This window comes from Shewanella sp. 38A_GOM-205m, assembly GCF_000518445.1.
Lineage (GTDB): Bacteria > Pseudomonadota > Gammaproteobacteria > Enterobacterales > Shewanellaceae > Shewanella > Shewanella algae.
Genome location: NZ_JADP01000005.1, coordinates 13,889 through 29,848 on the forward strand (window position 1 = coordinate 13,889; position 15,960 = coordinate 29,848).

19 protein-coding genes are annotated in these 15,960 nt (G+C 52.4%); 11 read left to right on the forward strand and 8 right to left on the reverse strand.

The annotated features are described in order from the left end of the window. The first annotated feature begins 252 nt into the window (after positions 1-252). From N512_RS0105925 to N512_RS0105935, 3 genes are all read left to right on the forward strand, one after another. Complete coding sequence (locus N512_RS0105925; protein ID WP_028779726.1) at positions 253-1,269, forward strand: porin; 1,017 nt, start codon at positions 253-255, stop codon at positions 1,267-1,269. A gap of 112 nt (positions 1,270-1,381) precedes the next feature. Next, positions 1,382-2,290, forward strand: coding sequence for a LysR family transcriptional regulator (locus tag N512_RS0105930; protein WP_025011699.1), 909 nt, complete (start codon positions 1,382-1,384; stop codon positions 2,288-2,290). Next, positions 2,287-3,498, forward strand: coding sequence for a DUF819 family protein (locus N512_RS0105935; RefSeq protein ID WP_028779727.1), 1,212 nt, complete (start codon positions 2,287-2,289; stop codon positions 3,496-3,498). The genes N512_RS0105930 and N512_RS0105935 overlap by 4 nt, the downstream gene beginning before the upstream one ends. Here the strand turns inward: N512_RS0105935 and N512_RS0105940 are convergent. Together N512_RS0105940 and N512_RS0105945 are read right to left on the reverse strand one after the other, a co-directional pair. Continuing rightward, positions 3,484-4,401 (reverse strand): ketopantoate reductase family protein, encoded by a 918-nt coding sequence (locus N512_RS0105940; RefSeq protein ID WP_028779728.1) that lies wholly within the window; start codon positions 4,399-4,401, stop codon positions 3,484-3,486. The two genes, N512_RS0105935 and N512_RS0105940, sit on opposite strands and share 15 nt — an antisense overlap. Positions 4,402-4,406: 5 nt before the next feature. After that, the gene (locus tag N512_RS0105945) at positions 4,407-4,766 is read right to left on the reverse strand and encodes a VanZ family protein (RefSeq protein ID WP_028779729.1); all 360 of its coding nucleotides are present in this window, start codon (positions 4,764-4,766) and stop codon (positions 4,407-4,409) included. Between the two features lie 145 nt (positions 4,767-4,911). On the opposite strand from N512_RS0105945, the gene N512_RS0105950 reads away from it, so the two are divergent. Then, positions 4,912-5,397 carry a YajQ family cyclic di-GMP-binding protein gene (locus N512_RS0105950; RefSeq protein ID WP_028779730.1) on the forward strand — a complete coding sequence of 162 codons (486 nt, stop codon included), beginning with the start codon at positions 4,912-4,914 and terminating at the stop codon, positions 5,395-5,397. Here N512_RS0105950 and N512_RS0105955 read toward each other — a convergent pair. The 4 genes from N512_RS0105955 to N512_RS0105970 form a co-directional block, all read right to left on the reverse strand. Beyond that, complete coding sequence (locus tag N512_RS0105955; protein WP_028779731.1) at positions 5,394-7,079, reverse strand: MFS transporter; 1,686 nt, start codon at positions 7,077-7,079, stop codon at positions 5,394-5,396. The genes N512_RS0105950 and N512_RS0105955 overlap by 4 nt on opposite strands. Before the next feature lie 161 nt (positions 7,080-7,240). Then, positions 7,241-7,561 carry a hypothetical protein gene (locus tag N512_RS0105960; protein ID WP_025011704.1) on the reverse strand — a complete coding sequence of 107 codons (321 nt, stop codon included), beginning with the start codon at positions 7,559-7,561 and terminating at the stop codon, positions 7,241-7,243. Positions 7,562-7,628: 67 nt separating this feature from the next. Then, complete coding sequence (locus tag N512_RS0105965) at positions 7,629-8,213, reverse strand: peptidylprolyl isomerase (protein ID WP_028779732.1); 585 nt, start codon at positions 8,211-8,213, stop codon at positions 7,629-7,631. 65 nt (positions 8,214-8,278) lie between these two features. Next, positions 8,279-8,845, reverse strand: coding sequence for a YajG family lipoprotein (locus N512_RS0105970; RefSeq protein WP_025889928.1), 567 nt, complete (start codon positions 8,843-8,845; stop codon positions 8,279-8,281). A 161-nt stretch (positions 8,846-9,006) separates the two neighbouring features. Between N512_RS0105970 and N512_RS22375 the strand changes: the two genes are divergently transcribed. From N512_RS22375 to grxB, 4 genes are all read left to right on the forward strand, one after another. Then, positions 9,007-9,591 (forward strand): porin family protein, encoded by a 585-nt coding sequence (locus N512_RS22375; protein WP_051472682.1) that lies wholly within the window; start codon positions 9,007-9,009, stop codon positions 9,589-9,591. Positions 9,592-9,718: 127 nt separating this feature from the next. Beyond that, a complete protein-coding gene (locus N512_RS0105980; protein ID WP_051472683.1) occupies positions 9,719-10,780 on the forward strand; it encodes a DUF2804 domain-containing protein in 1,062 nt (353 codons plus the stop codon). Between the two features lie 21 nt (positions 10,781-10,801). Then, positions 10,802-11,722 carry a sterol desaturase family protein gene (locus N512_RS22380; RefSeq protein WP_051472684.1) on the forward strand — a complete coding sequence of 307 codons (921 nt, stop codon included), beginning with the start codon at positions 10,802-10,804 and terminating at the stop codon, positions 11,720-11,722. Further along, positions 11,722-12,372, forward strand: a complete 651-nt coding sequence (gene grxB, locus N512_RS0105990; RefSeq protein ID WP_028779734.1) for a glutaredoxin 2 — start codon at positions 11,722-11,724, stop codon at positions 12,370-12,372. The genes N512_RS22380 and grxB overlap by 1 nt, the downstream gene beginning before the upstream one ends. Before the next feature lie 140 nt (positions 12,373-12,512). On the opposite strand, the gene N512_RS23715 is transcribed toward grxB, so the two are convergent. Both N512_RS23715 and N512_RS22385 read right to left on the reverse strand, forming a co-directional pair. Continuing rightward, positions 12,513-12,830 (reverse strand): hypothetical protein, encoded by a 318-nt coding sequence (locus N512_RS23715; protein ID WP_156029095.1) that lies wholly within the window; start codon positions 12,828-12,830, stop codon positions 12,513-12,515. Next, positions 12,814-13,914 (reverse strand): DUF3300 domain-containing protein, encoded by a 1,101-nt coding sequence (locus N512_RS22385; protein WP_051472686.1) that lies wholly within the window; start codon positions 13,912-13,914, stop codon positions 12,814-12,816. Before N512_RS22385 ends, N512_RS23715 begins: the two co-directional genes overlap by 17 nt. Positions 13,915-14,821: 907 nt before the next feature. On the opposite strand from N512_RS22385, the gene N512_RS0106010 reads away from it, so the two are divergent. The 3 genes from N512_RS0106010 to N512_RS0106020 all read left to right on the forward strand — a co-directional run bounded on the left by N512_RS0106010 (position 14,822) and on the right by N512_RS0106020 (position 15,922). Beyond that, a complete protein-coding gene (locus N512_RS0106010; RefSeq protein WP_028779736.1) occupies positions 14,822-15,115 on the forward strand; it encodes a hypothetical protein in 294 nt (97 codons plus the stop codon). A 96-nt stretch (positions 15,116-15,211) separates the two neighbouring features. Beyond that, positions 15,212-15,499 (forward strand): hypothetical protein, encoded by a 288-nt coding sequence (locus N512_RS0106015; RefSeq protein WP_028779737.1) that lies wholly within the window; start codon positions 15,212-15,214, stop codon positions 15,497-15,499. Positions 15,500-15,556: 57 nt separating this feature from the next. Then, complete coding sequence (locus N512_RS0106020) at positions 15,557-15,922, forward strand: hypothetical protein (RefSeq protein ID WP_156029098.1); 366 nt, start codon at positions 15,557-15,559, stop codon at positions 15,920-15,922. Positions 15,923-15,960 lie beyond the last annotated feature (38 nt).

Consider the following 15,960-nt stretch of genomic DNA (forward strand, 5'->3'; position numbering starts at 1 on the left):
TATTAGCATGAGCAAATAAAATGTAAAAAAAGGTGAGGCGGCTCAAGTTTGATGTCGAGTTATTAATTGTTGAAATAGGTTTCAAGTTTTCTTAATTCATGGTTTTGAATTCGCTTAATTCGTTTTCAATAAAATTGAAAATGATGCCTCTGTTATGAGTGTGTGATCCAGTCAATGCTCAAATGGGTATAAAAGTTTTTACTATATTTCGGCGCTAACTCATATTTCAACTCATAAATATAAAGAGACAAAATGATGAACCTGAAAAAAACGATTATTGCTGGAATTACCTGCTCACTGTTGCCGCTGGTCAGCCAGGCTGCCCCCGACTTTTATGGTCGGGCTTGGCTTGGGCTGAGCCACTCAGACAGTGGCTTGCTGTCAGATAGAAAGGAAAACGGTGCTTATCTGGAAAACTATGCCTCCTTTATCGGTGTCAAGGGTAAAGAAAAACTCAACGATAATATCAATATTGTTTATGTGATGGAGTTTGGTAATAACGGCGGCTACTTTGATACTTCTTCGCTGTTTAAATCTCGTAATACTTACCTGGGTGTCGAAAGCCAATTGGGTACACTGGTATTTGGTCGTAATGATACTGTGTTTAAAAAGACGGAAGGTAAGGTGGATTTATTCAATATCACTTCCAGTGATATGGCAAAAATTATCGCTGGGAATGACCGCCTGGGAGATTCAGCTACTTATTACTCACCCAAATGGTATGGAGTGCAGTTGGGCGTGAGCTATCAATTTGCCGATAACTTGCCGGAGCAAAATGGCTCAAACGGCAATTATGCACTGAGCCTGACAGCGGGTGATGCCAAATTGAAACTGCATGCCTGGTATCTGGCGCTGGCCTATGCCGATAGTCTCAATGCCTTGGATGCGGTGCGAGCCGTTGCCGGCGCTCGCTTGGCCGGTGCCAAGTTGGGGTTTATGTATCAGCATTCCGAGTCGCAGAAATATCAAAATCTCAGTGGCAACAGTTTGCTTGCCAGCATGGAGATCCCTTGGCAGCAATACAGTTTCAAGGCGCAATATCTGTATGACAACTCAGGCAATGGCAAGGTGGTATCCAGCCTGGCTGATAAAGCCAGTGTGACAGATGCTTCCAGTTGGCAGGCGTCTTTGGGGTTGGACTATCGAGCTTCCAAAAGCACCACGTTCAGCTTGATAACCACCTATCTGGATGGCGATTTTACCGACGCAGGAGGTTATACGGAGTATGACGACAAGCTGGTGACTCTGGCGATGAAACACATGTTCTGAGTCACAGTATTTGTAGCTGGTTTCCGAGCCTTATCGCAGGCTCGGCTGGATCAACTTTTCCCGGTAACGGGATTGCTAAAATACGCCAACCCAAACCGCGGCGATTCCCCTGATGAAGATAACTCTCAAACAACTGCTGGTATTCAAGTGCATACATGCCGAAGGGCAGATCTCCCGAGCTGCCAGGAAGCTGCATATGTCGGTTCCGGCCGTCAGTATGGCGCTGAAAGAGTTGGAGTCAGCGCTGGGGTGCCGCCTGTTTGAGCGCAGTGCGACAGGTTTGCTGCTCAACCCGCAGGGGGAGTTGTTGCTGCCATACGCCAACGGGATGTTGGCGTCAGAGCAGCAGGTACAGCAGTTATTTCACGCCAGTGCCAGTGGCGTATGTGGCACACTGACGGTCGGTGCCAGTAAAACTGCGGGAAACTATGTGTTATCGCGGCGCTTGCCTGTGTTCCATCAATGTTTTCCGGCCACAGGAATTCGCTTGATGATCAAAGATTCAAGCCACATAGAGAGGATGGTTTCTGAACGGGAACTGGACCTGGCCTTTGTTGATGCCAAGCCGTCGCTGGCCAATCTCTGTTGTGAGCCTTGGCTCAGAGACAGGATCTGTATTGTTTGCGGCGCCGATAATCCTCTGGCTAAAGAGGTTGTCGATACCGAGCGCCTGTCGCGTGAAGTCTGGTATCTGGATGAAAGCGCGACGGTTGCCCGCGTCAGGGCTATGCAGTTACTACACAGCGTCGGCATTGTGCCGTCGCAAACCATCACCATGGGAACTCTGGGAGCCATCAAACGCGCCACGGCCACTGGCTATGGGGTCAGTATCTTGCCCTTTATGGCGATAGATGCCGAATTGGAGCGTGGCGATCTGGTGGAGTTGGAACTGCCCGGCTGGGACTTTGAACGTAACTATTGGGTGATCCGCCGGGCCGAGGAAGTGCTTGCCCCTTTACCGGCCAATTTTCTTGAATTTATGTTGGATCAACGCGAGTTCGACGAGCAACGGCCGGCATGATCCAAACCGATTTTCAGCTGTTTGGCATTCTTTGCCTGATCTTGGGAGGCATATTCTACACCAGCGGTCTCAACAGCCCTTTCTGGCGTCGCTGTTATCGGTTCTTGCCAGTGATGGTGGCCTGTTATTTCGTGCCATCACTGCTCAACACCATGGGGCTGATTGCGGTAAAAGATTCTCAGTTGCCCAAGTTTGCCGTCGATTACCTTATGCCCATGTGTCTGGTGTTGATGCTGCTGGGGCTGGATATCGGCAGTATTTGGCGCTGTGGAGGTAAGCTGCTGCTACTGTTTTTTATCGGCAGCCTGGGGATCTTTGTCGGGGGGCCGCTGGCGCTGTGGTTGGTGGGATACATACAGCCTGAGCTCTTGCTGCCGCAGGGGGAGGATAGCCTCTGGCGTGGCATGGCGACCCTGGCAGGTAATTGGGTCGGTGGCACCGCCAATCAGATGGCGATGAAAGAACTGTTCGGTGCCGGTGACAGTATCTTTGCGGTTTTTGTTACTGTGAATGTGGTGCTTTCAGGGATCTGGATGGCAATACTGCTGGCGCTGGCGCCCCACGAGGCCAAAATCAATCGCTGGCTTCGAAGCCGCGAGCCGCAGGCGACTATGCTGGATACGCCCTTGCCGGAACGGCGCCTGGCACAGAGCCATCACTGGTTATTGATCTTTTGCCTGCCGCTGATGCTGGGCGGCTTGGCACACTGGGGCGCCGATTGGACGGCGGAGCTGATTGTCCGCCACTGGCCTATGGCCAGAGCCTATCACCTGCATACTCCCTTTATCTGGCTGGTGGTCTGGTTAACGACGGCCAGCGTGCTCCTGTCGCTGACACCGGCGCGGCGGCTGGCGGCCTATGGCGCCGACAGAGTCGGTAATGCCTGTCTATATCTGATGTTGGCTATCATGGGGCTGAAGATGGATATCGGTATGCTCTGGTCTTTGCCCTGGTTCTTTGTTATCGGGGCTATCTGGTTGCTGGTGCATGTCTTCTTGTTGCTGCTGGCGGCGAGAGTGTTGAGGCTTCCATTCGGTTATCTCGCCATTGCCAGTCAGTGCAATCTTGGCGGGGCGGCTTCGGCGCCTGTGGTCACCAGCGCCTATCGCCAGGCATTGGTGCCTCTTGCGGTTCTGATCGCGGTATTTGGCTACGCCTGGGCCAACTTTATTGCCTGGGCCTGCGGCCAGTGGTTAAAGCAGATTTGATTCAAGCGCCTTTATTTGGGCCAGCAGTTCGCTGTTGATTGGCAGTGTGAGCCCGTATTGCTCGGCGCGCTGCTGCAGGTAACCGTTGATATAGTCAATTTCCGTCTTGCGGCCGTGCTTGAGATCCTGATACATGGAGGAGGAGTTGGCGGCGGTTAGCCGTATCACTTCCTTGACTCTGGCGTGCAGCGCATCAAACGTCAGCGCTATGCCTTCCTGCTTGGCCACCTGTAACAGCTCATCGAGAATGGCGCAGATTGTTCCCTCAAACTCGGGAGCGGCCAGGGCACCGTTGTTGACTCTATGAATGGCGGTCAGCGGATTGATAACGGCATTGACCGCCAGCTTTTGCCACAGGGCTTCGAGAATGGTATCACTCCACTGACTGCCGGGAATGGCATTGAGCAGAACGGTTTTCATCGCCTCTGGCATGGGGGCGCCGATTAAGTCACCTATCTGGGTCAGGCCGCTGCCGGTTTGGCGAATATGATTGCTGCTGAGTTTCAGCGCTCCCTGGCTGGTGGTGCCCAGGCTCAGCGGCCGGCCATTCAGCTTGGCAGCCAGGCTTTGATGGGGGCCAAGCCCGTTGTGCAGCAGCAGGATGCGGCAATCCGGGTGAAGTTTTGGCAGCAAAGGCTCCAGCGCCGCTTCAACCTGATAGGCTTTGACCGTGACCAGCAAGAGCTCGAGCTGCTTGAGCTTGCTCGAGTCCTGCGCCAGACACAGAAAGGATGTTTGCAGACTCTGGTCGCCAAGCTCAAGGGTATAGACTTGCTTTTCGCCCTGCTCAGCCAATGACGGGGTGTTGGCTCTTGGTAATAACCAAGGTTCAAGCCCGGCTGCGGTCAGTTGCTGCGCCAGCAGTTGCCCTATTGCCCCAACGCCGAGGATCCCTATCTGCATTCCGGTTACTCCCTCAACATGGCGGCGCGAAAATATCTGCGATAGCCCCAGAGTGAGAAGTAGAATAGTACGACTCCGGCCATATCGGCGACAAAGTCGGCCACATCTGCGCTGCGGTAGGGCAGACGGGATTGCACCATCTCTATCAGAATGCCATAGCCGGCCAGGGTGGCAAACATCAAGTACCAGCGGGGACGGAAAGCCAGATAGGTCAGCCAGGCGAGGGCAAAGAAACTACCTATGTGGCCCACTTTATCCAGATTAGGGATGCTCTGTGGATAGTTCGGCTTGGAAAAAACCAGGTAGCTGATCACCGCCAGGGCAATCAACAAAGCAATTTTAAACAGCAACTGTCGGTTAATCACAAATCACGCAGGGTTGGAAAGCTTGGCGAACATCATAGTCAAAATAAAGCCTGGCTGTCATCAGCAGACGTGGATTTATTCAGCTCGGCTTCAACTTAGGGTAGACTGGCGCTATTGGTTTGACTGATAAGTAAAAGGCGACGAAATGCCCTCATTCGATATAGTGTCAGAAGTAGATGCCGTTGAGCTGCGTAACGCAGTGGATAACAGCAAACGTGAATTGGATACCCGCTTCGATTTCCGCGGGGTGGAATTTGCGGTGGAGTATAAAGACTTTGTAGTGACCCTGTCGGCAGAGTCTGACTTTCAGTGTAATCAGATGGTGGATATTTTAAGAACCCAACTGAGCCGTCGTAATGTGGATCCCAAGGCGATGGAAGTGGATGAGAAGGCGATTCACAGCGGCAAGATGTTTTCTTTGAAGGTCAAGTTCAAACAAGGCATAGAGGCCGATGTCGCCAAGAAGCTGGTAAAACAGATCAAAGACAGCAAGATCAAGGTGCAGGCGCAAATCCAGGGCGACTCGGTACGGGTCACAGGCAAGAAGCGTGACGACTTGCAGGCCGTAATGGCGCTGGCCCGCAATGCCGAGCTGGGCCAGCCGTTCCAGTTCAATAACTTCCGCGACTAGTCGTTAATCTGCGACTTGAGCGCATCTTGAGCAGTATTGGCCCGCTTCGGCGGGCTGTTTTTTTGCACCAGCCAAATCAGCAGCAGCACGGGCAAGCCTATGATGCTGGCGCTGACAAAGAAATTCACATAGCCAAAGGCGTTGACCCAGGCGCCGGAGAAGCCGGCAATAAACTTGGGAAACAGTAACATCACCGAAGACAGCAGCGCATACTGAGTGGCACTGTAGCCACTGCTGGTGAGGCTGGAAAGGTAGGCGATAAAGGCCGCTGTGGCGATACCGCCGCTGAAGTTGTCCACCGAAATCGCCAGGGTCAGCAGCGGCACGTTGTAGCCCACCATGGCCTGCAGGGCGAACAACAGATTGGTAGTGGCCACCAGGAAGGCGCCGACATAGAGGATTTTTATGGTGCCGAAGCGTGCCAACAACACCCCGCCGAATGCTGAGCCCACCAGGGTCATGATCAGACCATAGACCTTGCTCAAGGTGGCGATCTCCTCCTTGCTGAAGCCCATATCCACATAGAAAACATTGGCCATGATCCCCATGACGATATCCGAGATCCGGTAGCAGGAGATCAGCATAAGGATCAGAATCGCGCTCTTGCCGTAGCGGCGAAAGAAATCGATAAAGGGCAGGGCCACGACACTGTAAAGCCAGGAGATAAAGGCGGCCATCCTATCTGTGCCGGCCTGGGTCAGCTGCTTGGCTTCCTGCTCTTGAATAGCCCTGTCTTTACTTTTGACGCCGAAGATCAGCAACCAGAGCAGCAGAATGAGCCCCATAGTGGCCAGAGTGACTGCATCTGTATTCAGGGCCTGACTCGGAAAGTAGGATTGCAGTATCTGGGTGAAGGGTTCAGCCAGGCTAAAACAGAAATAAAGCCCCAGCAGCAGGAGCAGTAACTTGCCATGGCGCAGGATAAACAGGTTGGCCGGCGCGGCCCAGACCGAGAGTCTGGGTGCCAGGTTGGCTTTGAGTCTGTCTCTGAGGTTGGCTTCCTCTTCCCCTATAGAGCTGATGTCCACCGCCGGCTCTTTGGCAAAAAGTGTTGCCAGTATGCCTATGCCCATCAAACCTGCCATTATCAGATAGGCGGTTTGCCAGCTCTGGAGATCATAGCTTTCCGGCGTGGGAGAAACCCAGGCGGCGATAGTCAATGAGCCTGCCGTGGCTATGATCATCGCGCTGCGATAGCCCACCTGATAGGCGGCGGCCAGTGCCGCCTGCATTTTTTCCGGCGCCGACTCGATACGAAAGGCATCGACCACTATGTCCTGGGTGGCGGAGGAAAAGGCCACCATCAGCGCAAAGAGTGCCAGATGGGTGAGATCTTCCATGGGGTCACTGCCGGCCATCCCCAAAATGGCGGCTATCAGTAATAGCTGGGAGAACAGCATCCAGCCGCGGCGGCGGCCAAAGAGTTGGCTGAACAAAGGCAGGGGCATGCGATCGACCAGAGGGGACCAGGCCCACTTGAAGGCATAGATCAAGGCTACCCAACTGAAATAGCCGATGGCGGCCCTGTCTACCCCGGCTTCCCTGAGCCAGAAAGACAGGGTGGAAAATACCAGCATCAGCGGCAGGCCGGCGGAAAAACCAAGCAGCAATAAGATGAATACCCGCTTGTGGAAATAGATACTCAGGGCGTCTCGGGTGCTGGCAAAAAAAGATTGAGGCATGGCACGGCTTGGTGAGAGTCAAAGGCCTTAGAGTAAAAGCCCGCGCCTGCGACTTCAAGGCGTGCTTGGGTGTTTGCCCAATAAAAAATCCCCGGCAAAGCCGGGGATTGGTCGCCCGTGTCATTAAAGTGTCACCCGGGCGGGGTAGATTAACGTCTGTCTCAGGGCCTGACGCCGATACAGCCTTCGGGTATGGGGCCACCACCGAACAGGTATTCACAGCAGTCGTCCAGTTGCTGGCGCAAAAACTGGTTACCGCGCAATACCCAATCGGGCCATTTATCGAAGGCGTACAACAAGTGCCAAAATACGCGTTCGACATCCGTTTGCGCTTCCCCCTGCAAGTTCAGCTGATGCCATTCTTCCAGGGTATCCCACAGATACAATCTGACTTCATTAAATTCCAGCTTGTCGCTCAAGAATGCTTTGCCGTAATGAGCCAGTTGGGGCGCTTTCACATCGATGAACTCTTCCGGGGTCATCAGATCGCCTCCTTATGTTTGCCAGGTTCAGTATAGACAGCTTTTTGATACTGAGCCGTGCCTGGGGTTAATTTCTGGGCAGAAGTGTGGCTTTCTTCAACAAAACCTGGGTAACCGGCACATCGGGCCAACCCAAGGTGCTGTTGGTGCCTGTCTCTACCAGCGCCATATTCTGCAGAACTTCAAGCCCTTGGCTGACTTCACCGAATACGGCATAGCCCCAGCGCCTGGAGGATGGGTCGAGCTTTTTGTTGTCGGCCACATTGAAGTAAAACTGGCGGGTGGCCGAATGGGGGGCATTCTCTCTGGCCATGGCTATAGTGCCTAGGCTATTGGACAGGCCGTTGCCCGACTCATTGACTATCGGCTTGTCTGAAGGCAGTTCTTCATACTTGGGGCTGAGGCCGCCGCCCTGAACCACGAAATCGGCAATAATGCGGTGAAACAATGTGTTGTTGTAGTCGCCGCGCACCACATAGGTGAGAAAGTTGTCCACAGTGATGGGCGCCCGGGTGCGATCCAGCTCGACCACGATTTTGCCCATGCTGGTATCAAATTCCACTTGGGGGTAGAGATTGTCTTTTTGTATATCCAACGCCAGCGCCAGCTGACTGGTCAGCATCAATACGGCTGCGAGTATCCATCGGCTCATGACCTGATTCCTTATCGTGGTGTTGCAGACGGGCCGGCTTGTGAGTCACCGACCGGTCCAATAAATTACTGCTGCAAAAAGCTGTGCAGCTCGGGGTCGTTGAGTATTTCGCCGCTCAACTGGGTGATCAGCTTGTTCATGTCCAGTTCCAGCGAGGCGAAGTCGGCACTGAATGGCCCCTTGAGCAGCCCCTTGGCCTTATAACGCTTGGTCAGGGTATGGCTGCTGTTTTTCGCCAGCAGATTGATGCTGACATTGGTTTTGGCTTCAAAGCCGAAGCTGGATTCATCCACATCTGTGAGCAATTCAATCAGCTGCAACTGTACCTCTTTCCCACTGGCGGGATCGATTCGGTATCCGGCCTTGGCAAAACCTTGGCGGAACAGTTGATCCAGTTGAGCCCTGGGTGGCTCGGCCGGGCTGACCAGACGTGCGGCTTTGCCATCTTCATTGAATCGCACAATAAAGTTGGCGGTGCGGGTATCCAGGGTTTGCAGCGCCAGAGCAGGCTCCAGCGAAGTCTGTGGCGTGACCGCAGGCAGTTCAGGGCTCAGGGCAATAAAGTTGGGGGTATGACTGGCGCAGCCAAAGAGCAGCGCCGACCCCAGCATCAAGGTAGCAAGCCGTTTCATAAAAATCCGAAGCTGTAAAAAAGGTGGCATCAGGATAACCAGATTTGAGTTTGGCTTCCAGCATCTGGCAATGGCAGATAACAGACTTTGGTTCAGTCAGGGTTCAGACAGCGAAGCGCAATATCCGCGCGTAAAACACTTACAAATCATGGGGGAATCGTATGAAGTACGTTATATTGGCAGCAGCACTGGTGATGCCGACCTTGATGGCACCGGCCGCCGGCGCCACTGAAGGCAAACATGTTATCGGGGGCAGTATAGGCCTTGGAGTGCAGAATGATGATGACATCAGCCGCTTCAATCCCGATGCCGGTAACACCGAAGACAACGACAGCTCAGACAGCTGGGGCACAGAGCTTTATTATCGCTATCATTTCACGCCAAACTGGGGTGTTGAAGCGGGTTACCTTTGGTCCGACGCCGGGATAGTCCATGCCTTTACCTCCGGCATTACCGAGTTGCAGATGGATAGCTTCGAGGCGGCGAGAGTGTCCCTTTATGGCCGCTGGGGCTTTACCGAGCGCAACAGCTTCTATGCCAAGCTGGGTGCTGCCAGGGTTAAACTCGAATATCAATATACCAAAGACGGCGCCGGCTTCAATGACACTGAAAACGGCCTGCATGCGGCAGCCGGTTGGGAATATCGTTTCCGCAACAATCTGGGCATCAATACAGAATACGTGTATCTGAAGACGGATAACTTCGACTATCAAGGGGTATTCGTCGGCCTCAGTTACCGTTTCTGAATGACATAGTAAACCGGATAAAGCCCCGTATAGCGGGGTTTTTTCATTTTTGTAACATTCAAGGCTTCAATCTCCGACGGCGACAGGGTAGAGTCAAGTTATTGCTCTAAAAACACCTGTTGGGAATATGTTGGAATTGAAATCCGGGCCTTTGCCGACGACTCAATCCGGGGTTGCAACCCAGGCGGCACCTGACTCTTTGATAGATGTTCACGGCCAGCCTCTGTTTGGTCATTTCGACGGGCCGCCGAAAAGCCTGGGATTGGCAGACTTTCAGCTGTTCAATGAGATGGACCGCAGGGTTTCACGCCTGAAACAGCGTTGCAGTTATAAGCAGTTTGAGTTTATTGGTCTTAACAGTCCTAGATGGATGCTGGGCGTTGCCTTGGCGGATATCGCCTATCTTGGCAGTGGTTTCTGTTATCTGTTTGATGTGCAGAGTCGTCGCATGTATCAGCAGAATCTGCTGCGGCCACCCGCTGGTTTTAACCTGAGCCGTTCGCCATGGCAGGGGGAGAGCCGTATGGGCGGCATTCACTTTCGGCGTGAGCAGGGACAATGGCAACTGAGTCTGGATCTTAAACTACAGGGAATGCCACTTGAGGGGGAGCTGACCTTGGTTCCCGAACCGCTCAGCTTGCCGATGGCGCTTTGCAGCCCAACCGGTTACAGCGGTTGGACCTATACCCAGAAACACAATGCCCTCAAGGTTTCCGGCCAGTTGTCCTTCAATCATGAACCCCAGCCTCTGCTGCATGCCAGAGCAGGTTATGACTTTTCCGCAGGCTTTATGCGCCGGGAAACCAGTTGGCGCTGGGCCTCTATCAATGCCGATATTGAGGGTAAGGGGTTGGGGCTAAATCTGGCGGCCGGAGTCAACGAGACCGGCTCTTGTGAAAACGTGCTCTGGGTCGATGGTGCCAGGCATTTGTTGTCGCCGGTGCATTTTGAGTTTGACCGCAGGGCTGCATCCGGCGGCCAATGGCGAGTTTGGTCTGAGCGCGGCGACCTGGAGTTGGCATTTTCGCCCTTGGGGTGCCGCAGCGAGAGGCTCAACCTGGGGTTGCTTAAAAGCAATTTTCGCCAGTATACCGGGCTGTTTTCCGGTTGGGTCAAAGACTCCCTGGGCAAGCGCCATGAGCTGGTGCAGCAGAGCGGCCTGACAGAAGATCACTTTGCCAAGTGGTGAGCTGGAATAAAAGGAATAAAAATGGATTTCAATTTACTTATTTCACACCCTGAATGGCTGCTGCTGGTATTGGCGCCGCTGTTCTTCATCTGTATGGCATTGGAGTGGTTTTTCGGTGACCGCCTCAGACGTTTGCCTGAGAATGCCCGCTATCGGCCGGCGGAGGTTTTCTGTAACTTTGTGCTGGCAGGCATGCACCAGAGCGCCGATATTCTCACGGGGTTACTGCTGGCCAAACTGTACTTGTGGTTATTCGGCTGGCGTTTGTTCGACATTGAGATGAATGGCTGGACCTTTGTGCTGCTGATGCTGGGGCAGGACTTTTGCTATTACTGGTTCCACCGGGCCAGCCACAGATGCCGCTGGATGTGGGCCGCCCATGTAGTGCACCACAGCTCGGAAAACATGAATTTTTCCACCGCCTTTCGTCAGAGCCTGATGTACCCATTGGCGGGCATGTGGCTGTTTTGGCTGCCCTTGGTGATCATAGGCTTCGATCCCAACTGGGTGGTATTTGTGGTGCTGCTCAATCTGGGGCTGCAATTTTTTGTCCATACCCAGGCCATCAAACGTCTTGGGCCCTTGGAGTGGATATTCAACACTCCGTCCCACCACAGGGTGCACCATGGCCGTAATCCTCAGTACATAGATAAGAACTACGCCGGGGTGTTGATCATTTGGGATAGATTATTCGGCAGCTTTGAGCCGGAGCGGGAAACCGTGCGCTATGGTATTACCAAGCCGGTCAACAGCTTTAATCCTGTGACAGTCACCTTTGCCGAGTGGCGCGATATGTTGGCGGAAGTGAGCCGCCCCGGGCTTAGTTTCAGGCAGCGTTGGCGTTTGCTGTTTGCGCCGCCGGCCAGTCAGGAGTTGCCCAGCTCCGGCCTCGGAGGATATGCTGATGGCCCTGACAGTTCCAAGGAAGCTAAGGAGTACTGATGAAGCTTTTTGTGTTTGACCATTGTCCCTATTGCGTCAAGGCTATGATGCTGGTGGGGCTTAAGGCGTTGCCGGTGGAGCGGGTCTATCTGCAAAACCATGATGTGGAGTCCAGAATAGCTATGGTCGGTGCCAATATGGTGCCCATTTTACAAAAAGCCGATGGCAGCTTCATGGCCGAGAGCCTGGATATCGTCAGCTATCTGGATAATCTGGATGGTAAGCCGGTCATTACCCTTGCCATCCAGGCCGATGCGGCCAGCCAATGGCAGGAGGCATCCGGTTATTTCAGCAGCCGCTTGCTCTATCCCCGCAGTGTGTTGCTCGGTCTGCCTGAATTTGGCAGCCAAGAGGCGATTGCCTGGTTTACCCAAAACAAGAGCGCCATGATAGAGATGTCTTTCGAGCAAGCGCTTGCGCAAACGGCCGATTATCTTGAGGGCCTGGCTAAGTGTTGGCCACGTCTCGACTGGCTGCAATTGCCGTCGGAGCGGGGCAATAAGTTGAGTATTGATGATATCAACCTGTTCCCCGGCCTGAGAAACCTGACCATGGTCAAGGGGCTGGTATTCCCGGCCAGAGTGCGTGCCTATATCGAAGAAGTGGCGGCGCTGACTCAAATCGACTTGTACGACGACAGAGCCGTCTGAGCGGCTTTATCTGAGTCATACAACTACACCCAAAAAAGACAGGCCAGTGCTGGACCTGTCTTTTTCATTCGTTTTCACTTTAGGGCAAGTGCTACTTTAACCCGGCTTTTTCAACTCAGCTTTTTCAACCCTCTCTTTGTTCAACGCTCTCTTTGTTGATGCACTGCACGTTGTCTGTGCTCCTGAGCACGGTTGGGCTGGCGTCGCTCAGCCTGATGGCGCTGTGGCTGAGTTCGCTGCGGATGCTGCACCTTTGATTGGCTCTGAGGCTGATAGCGTCTCTGTGGCTGCTGTTGTTTATCAGAGTGTTGCCGGCGCTTTTCAGCTTGTCTATAAGTAGTGTTAGTGTGCCGGTTTGAGGCCTGTTGCAACTGTCTGTCTCTGGCCTGATGTTTAACCCGCATCGTTTTGTCGGCGGCGTTGGCACTGTTATTGGCACTCCTAACTGTTATTGGCACTCCTATATGACGGCTGCTGTGACAGCTGGCGAACTTTTTGGGGCTCGCCCTTATGCATCTTTTCCCTCTTGTCACCGGCGCGCCATTCGCGGCTATTGTGCTCTCTGCGCTTTTTTAGCTCATGTTGCAACTGCTTTTGTTGCTTGTTTCTGTCCTGATGCAGCCTCTGGCTGTGGTTGAAGCTGCGGGCCTGGGATTCATAACGCTTGTGCGGCTTGTTGTATACCGCCTTGTTGTAGCGTTGTTGCAGCCCAGGGTGACGATAATGGGCGCCACGTCTGTGGTGTGGGTTATGGCTCCAGCGCTGGGCTCCCTGGCTATAGGCCAGTCTTGGCCGGTAGTGATTATAGTGTTTGTGGCGATAATCAACCCAGATCACTCTGTCATGCCAATGAAAGGCGCTGAAGAAGAAGTTAAATGAAATGCTGACCCCGGCACTGCGCCAGTAAAACGGACTGGAGTGGTAGCGTACATATCCGGGGAAAGGGTCCCAATAGATAGGCGGATAGCTGCTCCAGTGCCAGTGGCCATAGACACGGCGACTGTCGTAGTAAGGGACATAGATCACCTCGGTGCGGGTCGGTGCTATCACTATCTGACGTTCGTCGCGTCTGGCGTTAAGGTTACCAAGGTCATTTAATGAGTCGGCATCCCAGGCGGCTTGCCTCAGGGTTTGAATCCCATCCATCACCCGGCCTTCATCGGCGATAAAGGCTTCGCCCAAACGGGCGGTCCAGTCCAGATCTGTGCTCATCTTGTTCAACACTTCCGGAAAGGCGATAAGCGCCATCACACTGGGATCCCAATCCTGGTTCTCGGCTTCGGCCATCAGGCGTTCATTGCTCCAATGGCTGCGCTGTTTGCGCCATCGCTGTGCCTGCACCAGTTCCAGTGGATAGGTTGAGGCGATCAGCATATGGGTCAACAAGGTGTCCGGATAGAGAGCGATAGGGGAGAGCAGTTGCATCAGCTCGGGCTCCCGGATATCACTGCCGGATTCGGCGGCCTGCAGCGCCGTAGTTGGCAGGCCAAATAGACACAGGATAAGCACACTGTGCTGCAGCCAGATTTTCAGCTTGTTCATGGTTGCCTCCTTTAGGCCGGTATGGTTACCAGCCTGGCAAGTGAGCTAACTGAGGCCTTGCGATGCAATTCCCCATCAGTGGCTTCAGAATAAGTGGCCTTTGATGAACATAAGCTGAAGGCTTTTGGATGGCTAAATGATCTCCAAGCAGCGGCTTGGGGGAAGTGGGTAGTGGAACTGAGTCTTTTGGCATCGCAGGAATACGCCTATTTCCAGACACAGGCGGAACAGTGACCATCGAAACAGGGACTTGTTCATGTTGGGTCACAGGCTCGTCTGTGCGAAAGCGCACCGCAGGTGATTGGCAGCTGCTTAGCCAGAAGCTAAGACCTAGTTTATTGGTGAGTTTTGGCTTAAAGCCATGATAGCCGCTGTGCCAGCGGCCTAAGGTCGTGGTGTTCCACCCCACACCCGACCAAGAAGGGATCAACAGCAATCCCCTCTTGGATCTCCCTTGCCGCCCCACACGGTGTCGAAAGCCCCTCGGCCTAATGGCGCAAATAACTACCGCTTCAGACGCTCATCCCTGACAGCCATCTTTCTCGATACCTTGGCATTTCTGATGATGATTGGGAAGAAATGGGAGCTGAGCTTAATGCAAACACTGGCAATAGCGGAGAAATGACTTACTGCTATTGGTTCATGGTGCCAGAGGATACTCCTGAGGAGATTTTGCATAAAACTGGTTGGAAAGCTGGACAAACTATCGATGATATTCCCTTAGATGTTGTAGATAGCGAAGGTGACTATTAAGAATTTATCGTGGAGCAAGAACACTTAACAAACGACTATGGCGTCAATCCTTTATTTTTGGCGTTGTTTTTTGTGTTGAAGTGCCATGCATCGGCTTGGTCATTGCGAGCTTCACACCTTAATTAGACGTTAAAAATCAAAGGTAATATCGAGCATGAAAACACTAGCAGAGTTGTCGTTCGAATATATATGGCTTCTCATGTTCGAGGGCGAGGAAGTAATCGATCTAGATTACTCAGTAAAAATTCAAGAGAGCCTCCCAGATTATTTCGCAGCAATGACAGATGAAGAAAAACGAGCTTTGTCCGAAGTTGCAAAAGAAGCTCAATCAAGGCTGCTGGCTGAGCCTGATGAACATGGGTATACGCCTCGTGCGCTAGTTACTGATGAGCAAAAGGCGTTTATGGAGGCATTGTCATCCGGGGAGCTTTTTGAACAATGGGCGTGAAAGTTTTAACAAGGCCAAGCAGCATCGCCCCTTCGGGGCTGGACCTCGCTACGCTCGGCCGCTGTTGGCGGCGTATATGCTAAAGGAGAAGTCTACATGGGACGTAGAAATTCAATATTAGAAGAACTCTTAGAGCAATTCTGGGAACTCACTGGCTCCTTTTGGCAAGTTGGGGTCGCTATTACTCTTGTGTTTGCGTATCTCACTTACTATGCATATAACTGGATTTCCAGCGTAGAACAAAGTACCACTGGTAAGCCAATCAATGCCTTTTTTGAACAATTATATTGGCTGTATTATTTCATTCCGTTACTTTGCCTATGTTTAACAGTTGCATTTGGTTTAAAAAGTTATGCTTCATATCGTAAACAAAAAGGCATATAACAATGCGCCGCACTGGACAAACCGATGATCGCGGTGTTATTTTTCAAGGAAGATATTATGAGGATTTGGCTCCTCGCTTTTTTAAGCCTCCTGTTACCAGGTTGCTCTTCGACCAATAAAACTACCTATCAACCAGTTTGTTTTCAATCCGTAGAACAAGCCATAAACATGGGGGAATCCCTGATATCTTCGGGATATTTTGAAAAAGTAAGTTACTGGGTTAACGGAGACCCCAGCATACCTGTTCGTGGGTTGGGTTTGAAATGGGATGGATTCGAACATTCAAAGTATTGTCCCAACGGAGGATATCCTGTCCTCATCTCTTACCTGGATAAGGATGAACTTGGGAATTCTGAAATAGTAATTAAATGGGCTCAAATAGTTTTTAAAAATATGCTTAAGGAACGAGGCATTGAAACATAACAAGTGACAGTGGCATTCCGTCAATAGTTATTTCGCTA

Bases quoted from the DNA above. Each gene is read 5' to 3' on its own strand.
- N512_RS0105925 (WP_028779726.1), top strand. From the start codon at position 253: ATGATGAACCTGAAAAAAACGATTATTGCTGGAATTACCTGCTCACTG.
- N512_RS0105930 (WP_025011699.1), top strand. From the start codon at position 1,382: ATGAAGATAACTCTCAAACAACTGCTGGTATTCAAGTGCATACATGCC.
- N512_RS0105935 (WP_028779727.1), top strand. From the start codon at position 2,287: ATGATCCAAACCGATTTTCAGCTGTTTGGCATTCTTTGCCTGATCTTG.
- N512_RS0105940 (WP_028779728.1), bottom strand. From the start codon at position 4,401: ATGCAGATAGGGATCCTCGGCGTTGGGGCAATAGGGCAACTGCTGGCG.
- N512_RS0105950 (WP_028779730.1), top strand. From the start codon at position 4,912: ATGCCCTCATTCGATATAGTGTCAGAAGTAGATGCCGTTGAGCTGCGT.
- N512_RS0105955 (WP_028779731.1), bottom strand. From the start codon at position 7,079: ATGCCTCAATCTTTTTTTGCCAGCACCCGAGACGCCCTGAGTATCTAT.
- N512_RS0105960 (WP_025011704.1), bottom strand. From the start codon at position 7,561: ATGACCCCGGAAGAGTTCATCGATGTGAAAGCGCCCCAACTGGCTCAT.
- N512_RS0105965 (WP_028779732.1), bottom strand. From the start codon at position 8,213: ATGAGCCGATGGATACTCGCAGCCGTATTGATGCTGACCAGTCAGCTG.
- N512_RS0105970 (WP_025889928.1), bottom strand. From the start codon at position 8,845: ATGAAACGGCTTGCTACCTTGATGCTGGGGTCGGCGCTGCTCTTTGGC.
- N512_RS22375 (WP_051472682.1), top strand. From the start codon at position 9,007: ATGAAGTACGTTATATTGGCAGCAGCACTGGTGATGCCGACCTTGATG.
- N512_RS0105980 (WP_051472683.1), top strand. From the start codon at position 9,719: ATGTTGGAATTGAAATCCGGGCCTTTGCCGACGACTCAATCCGGGGTT.
- N512_RS22380 (WP_051472684.1), top strand. From the start codon at position 10,802: ATGGATTTCAATTTACTTATTTCACACCCTGAATGGCTGCTGCTGGTA.
- grxB (WP_028779734.1), top strand. From the start codon at position 11,722: ATGAAGCTTTTTGTGTTTGACCATTGTCCCTATTGCGTCAAGGCTATG.
- N512_RS22385 (WP_051472686.1), bottom strand. From the start codon at position 13,914: ATGAACAAGCTGAAAATCTGGCTGCAGCACAGTGTGCTTATCCTGTGT.
- N512_RS0106010 (WP_028779736.1), top strand. From the start codon at position 14,822: ATGAAAACACTAGCAGAGTTGTCGTTCGAATATATATGGCTTCTCATG.
- N512_RS0106015 (WP_028779737.1), top strand. From the start codon at position 15,212: ATGGGACGTAGAAATTCAATATTAGAAGAACTCTTAGAGCAATTCTGG.
- N512_RS0106020 (WP_156029098.1), top strand. From the start codon at position 15,557: ATGAGGATTTGGCTCCTCGCTTTTTTAAGCCTCCTGTTACCAGGTTGC.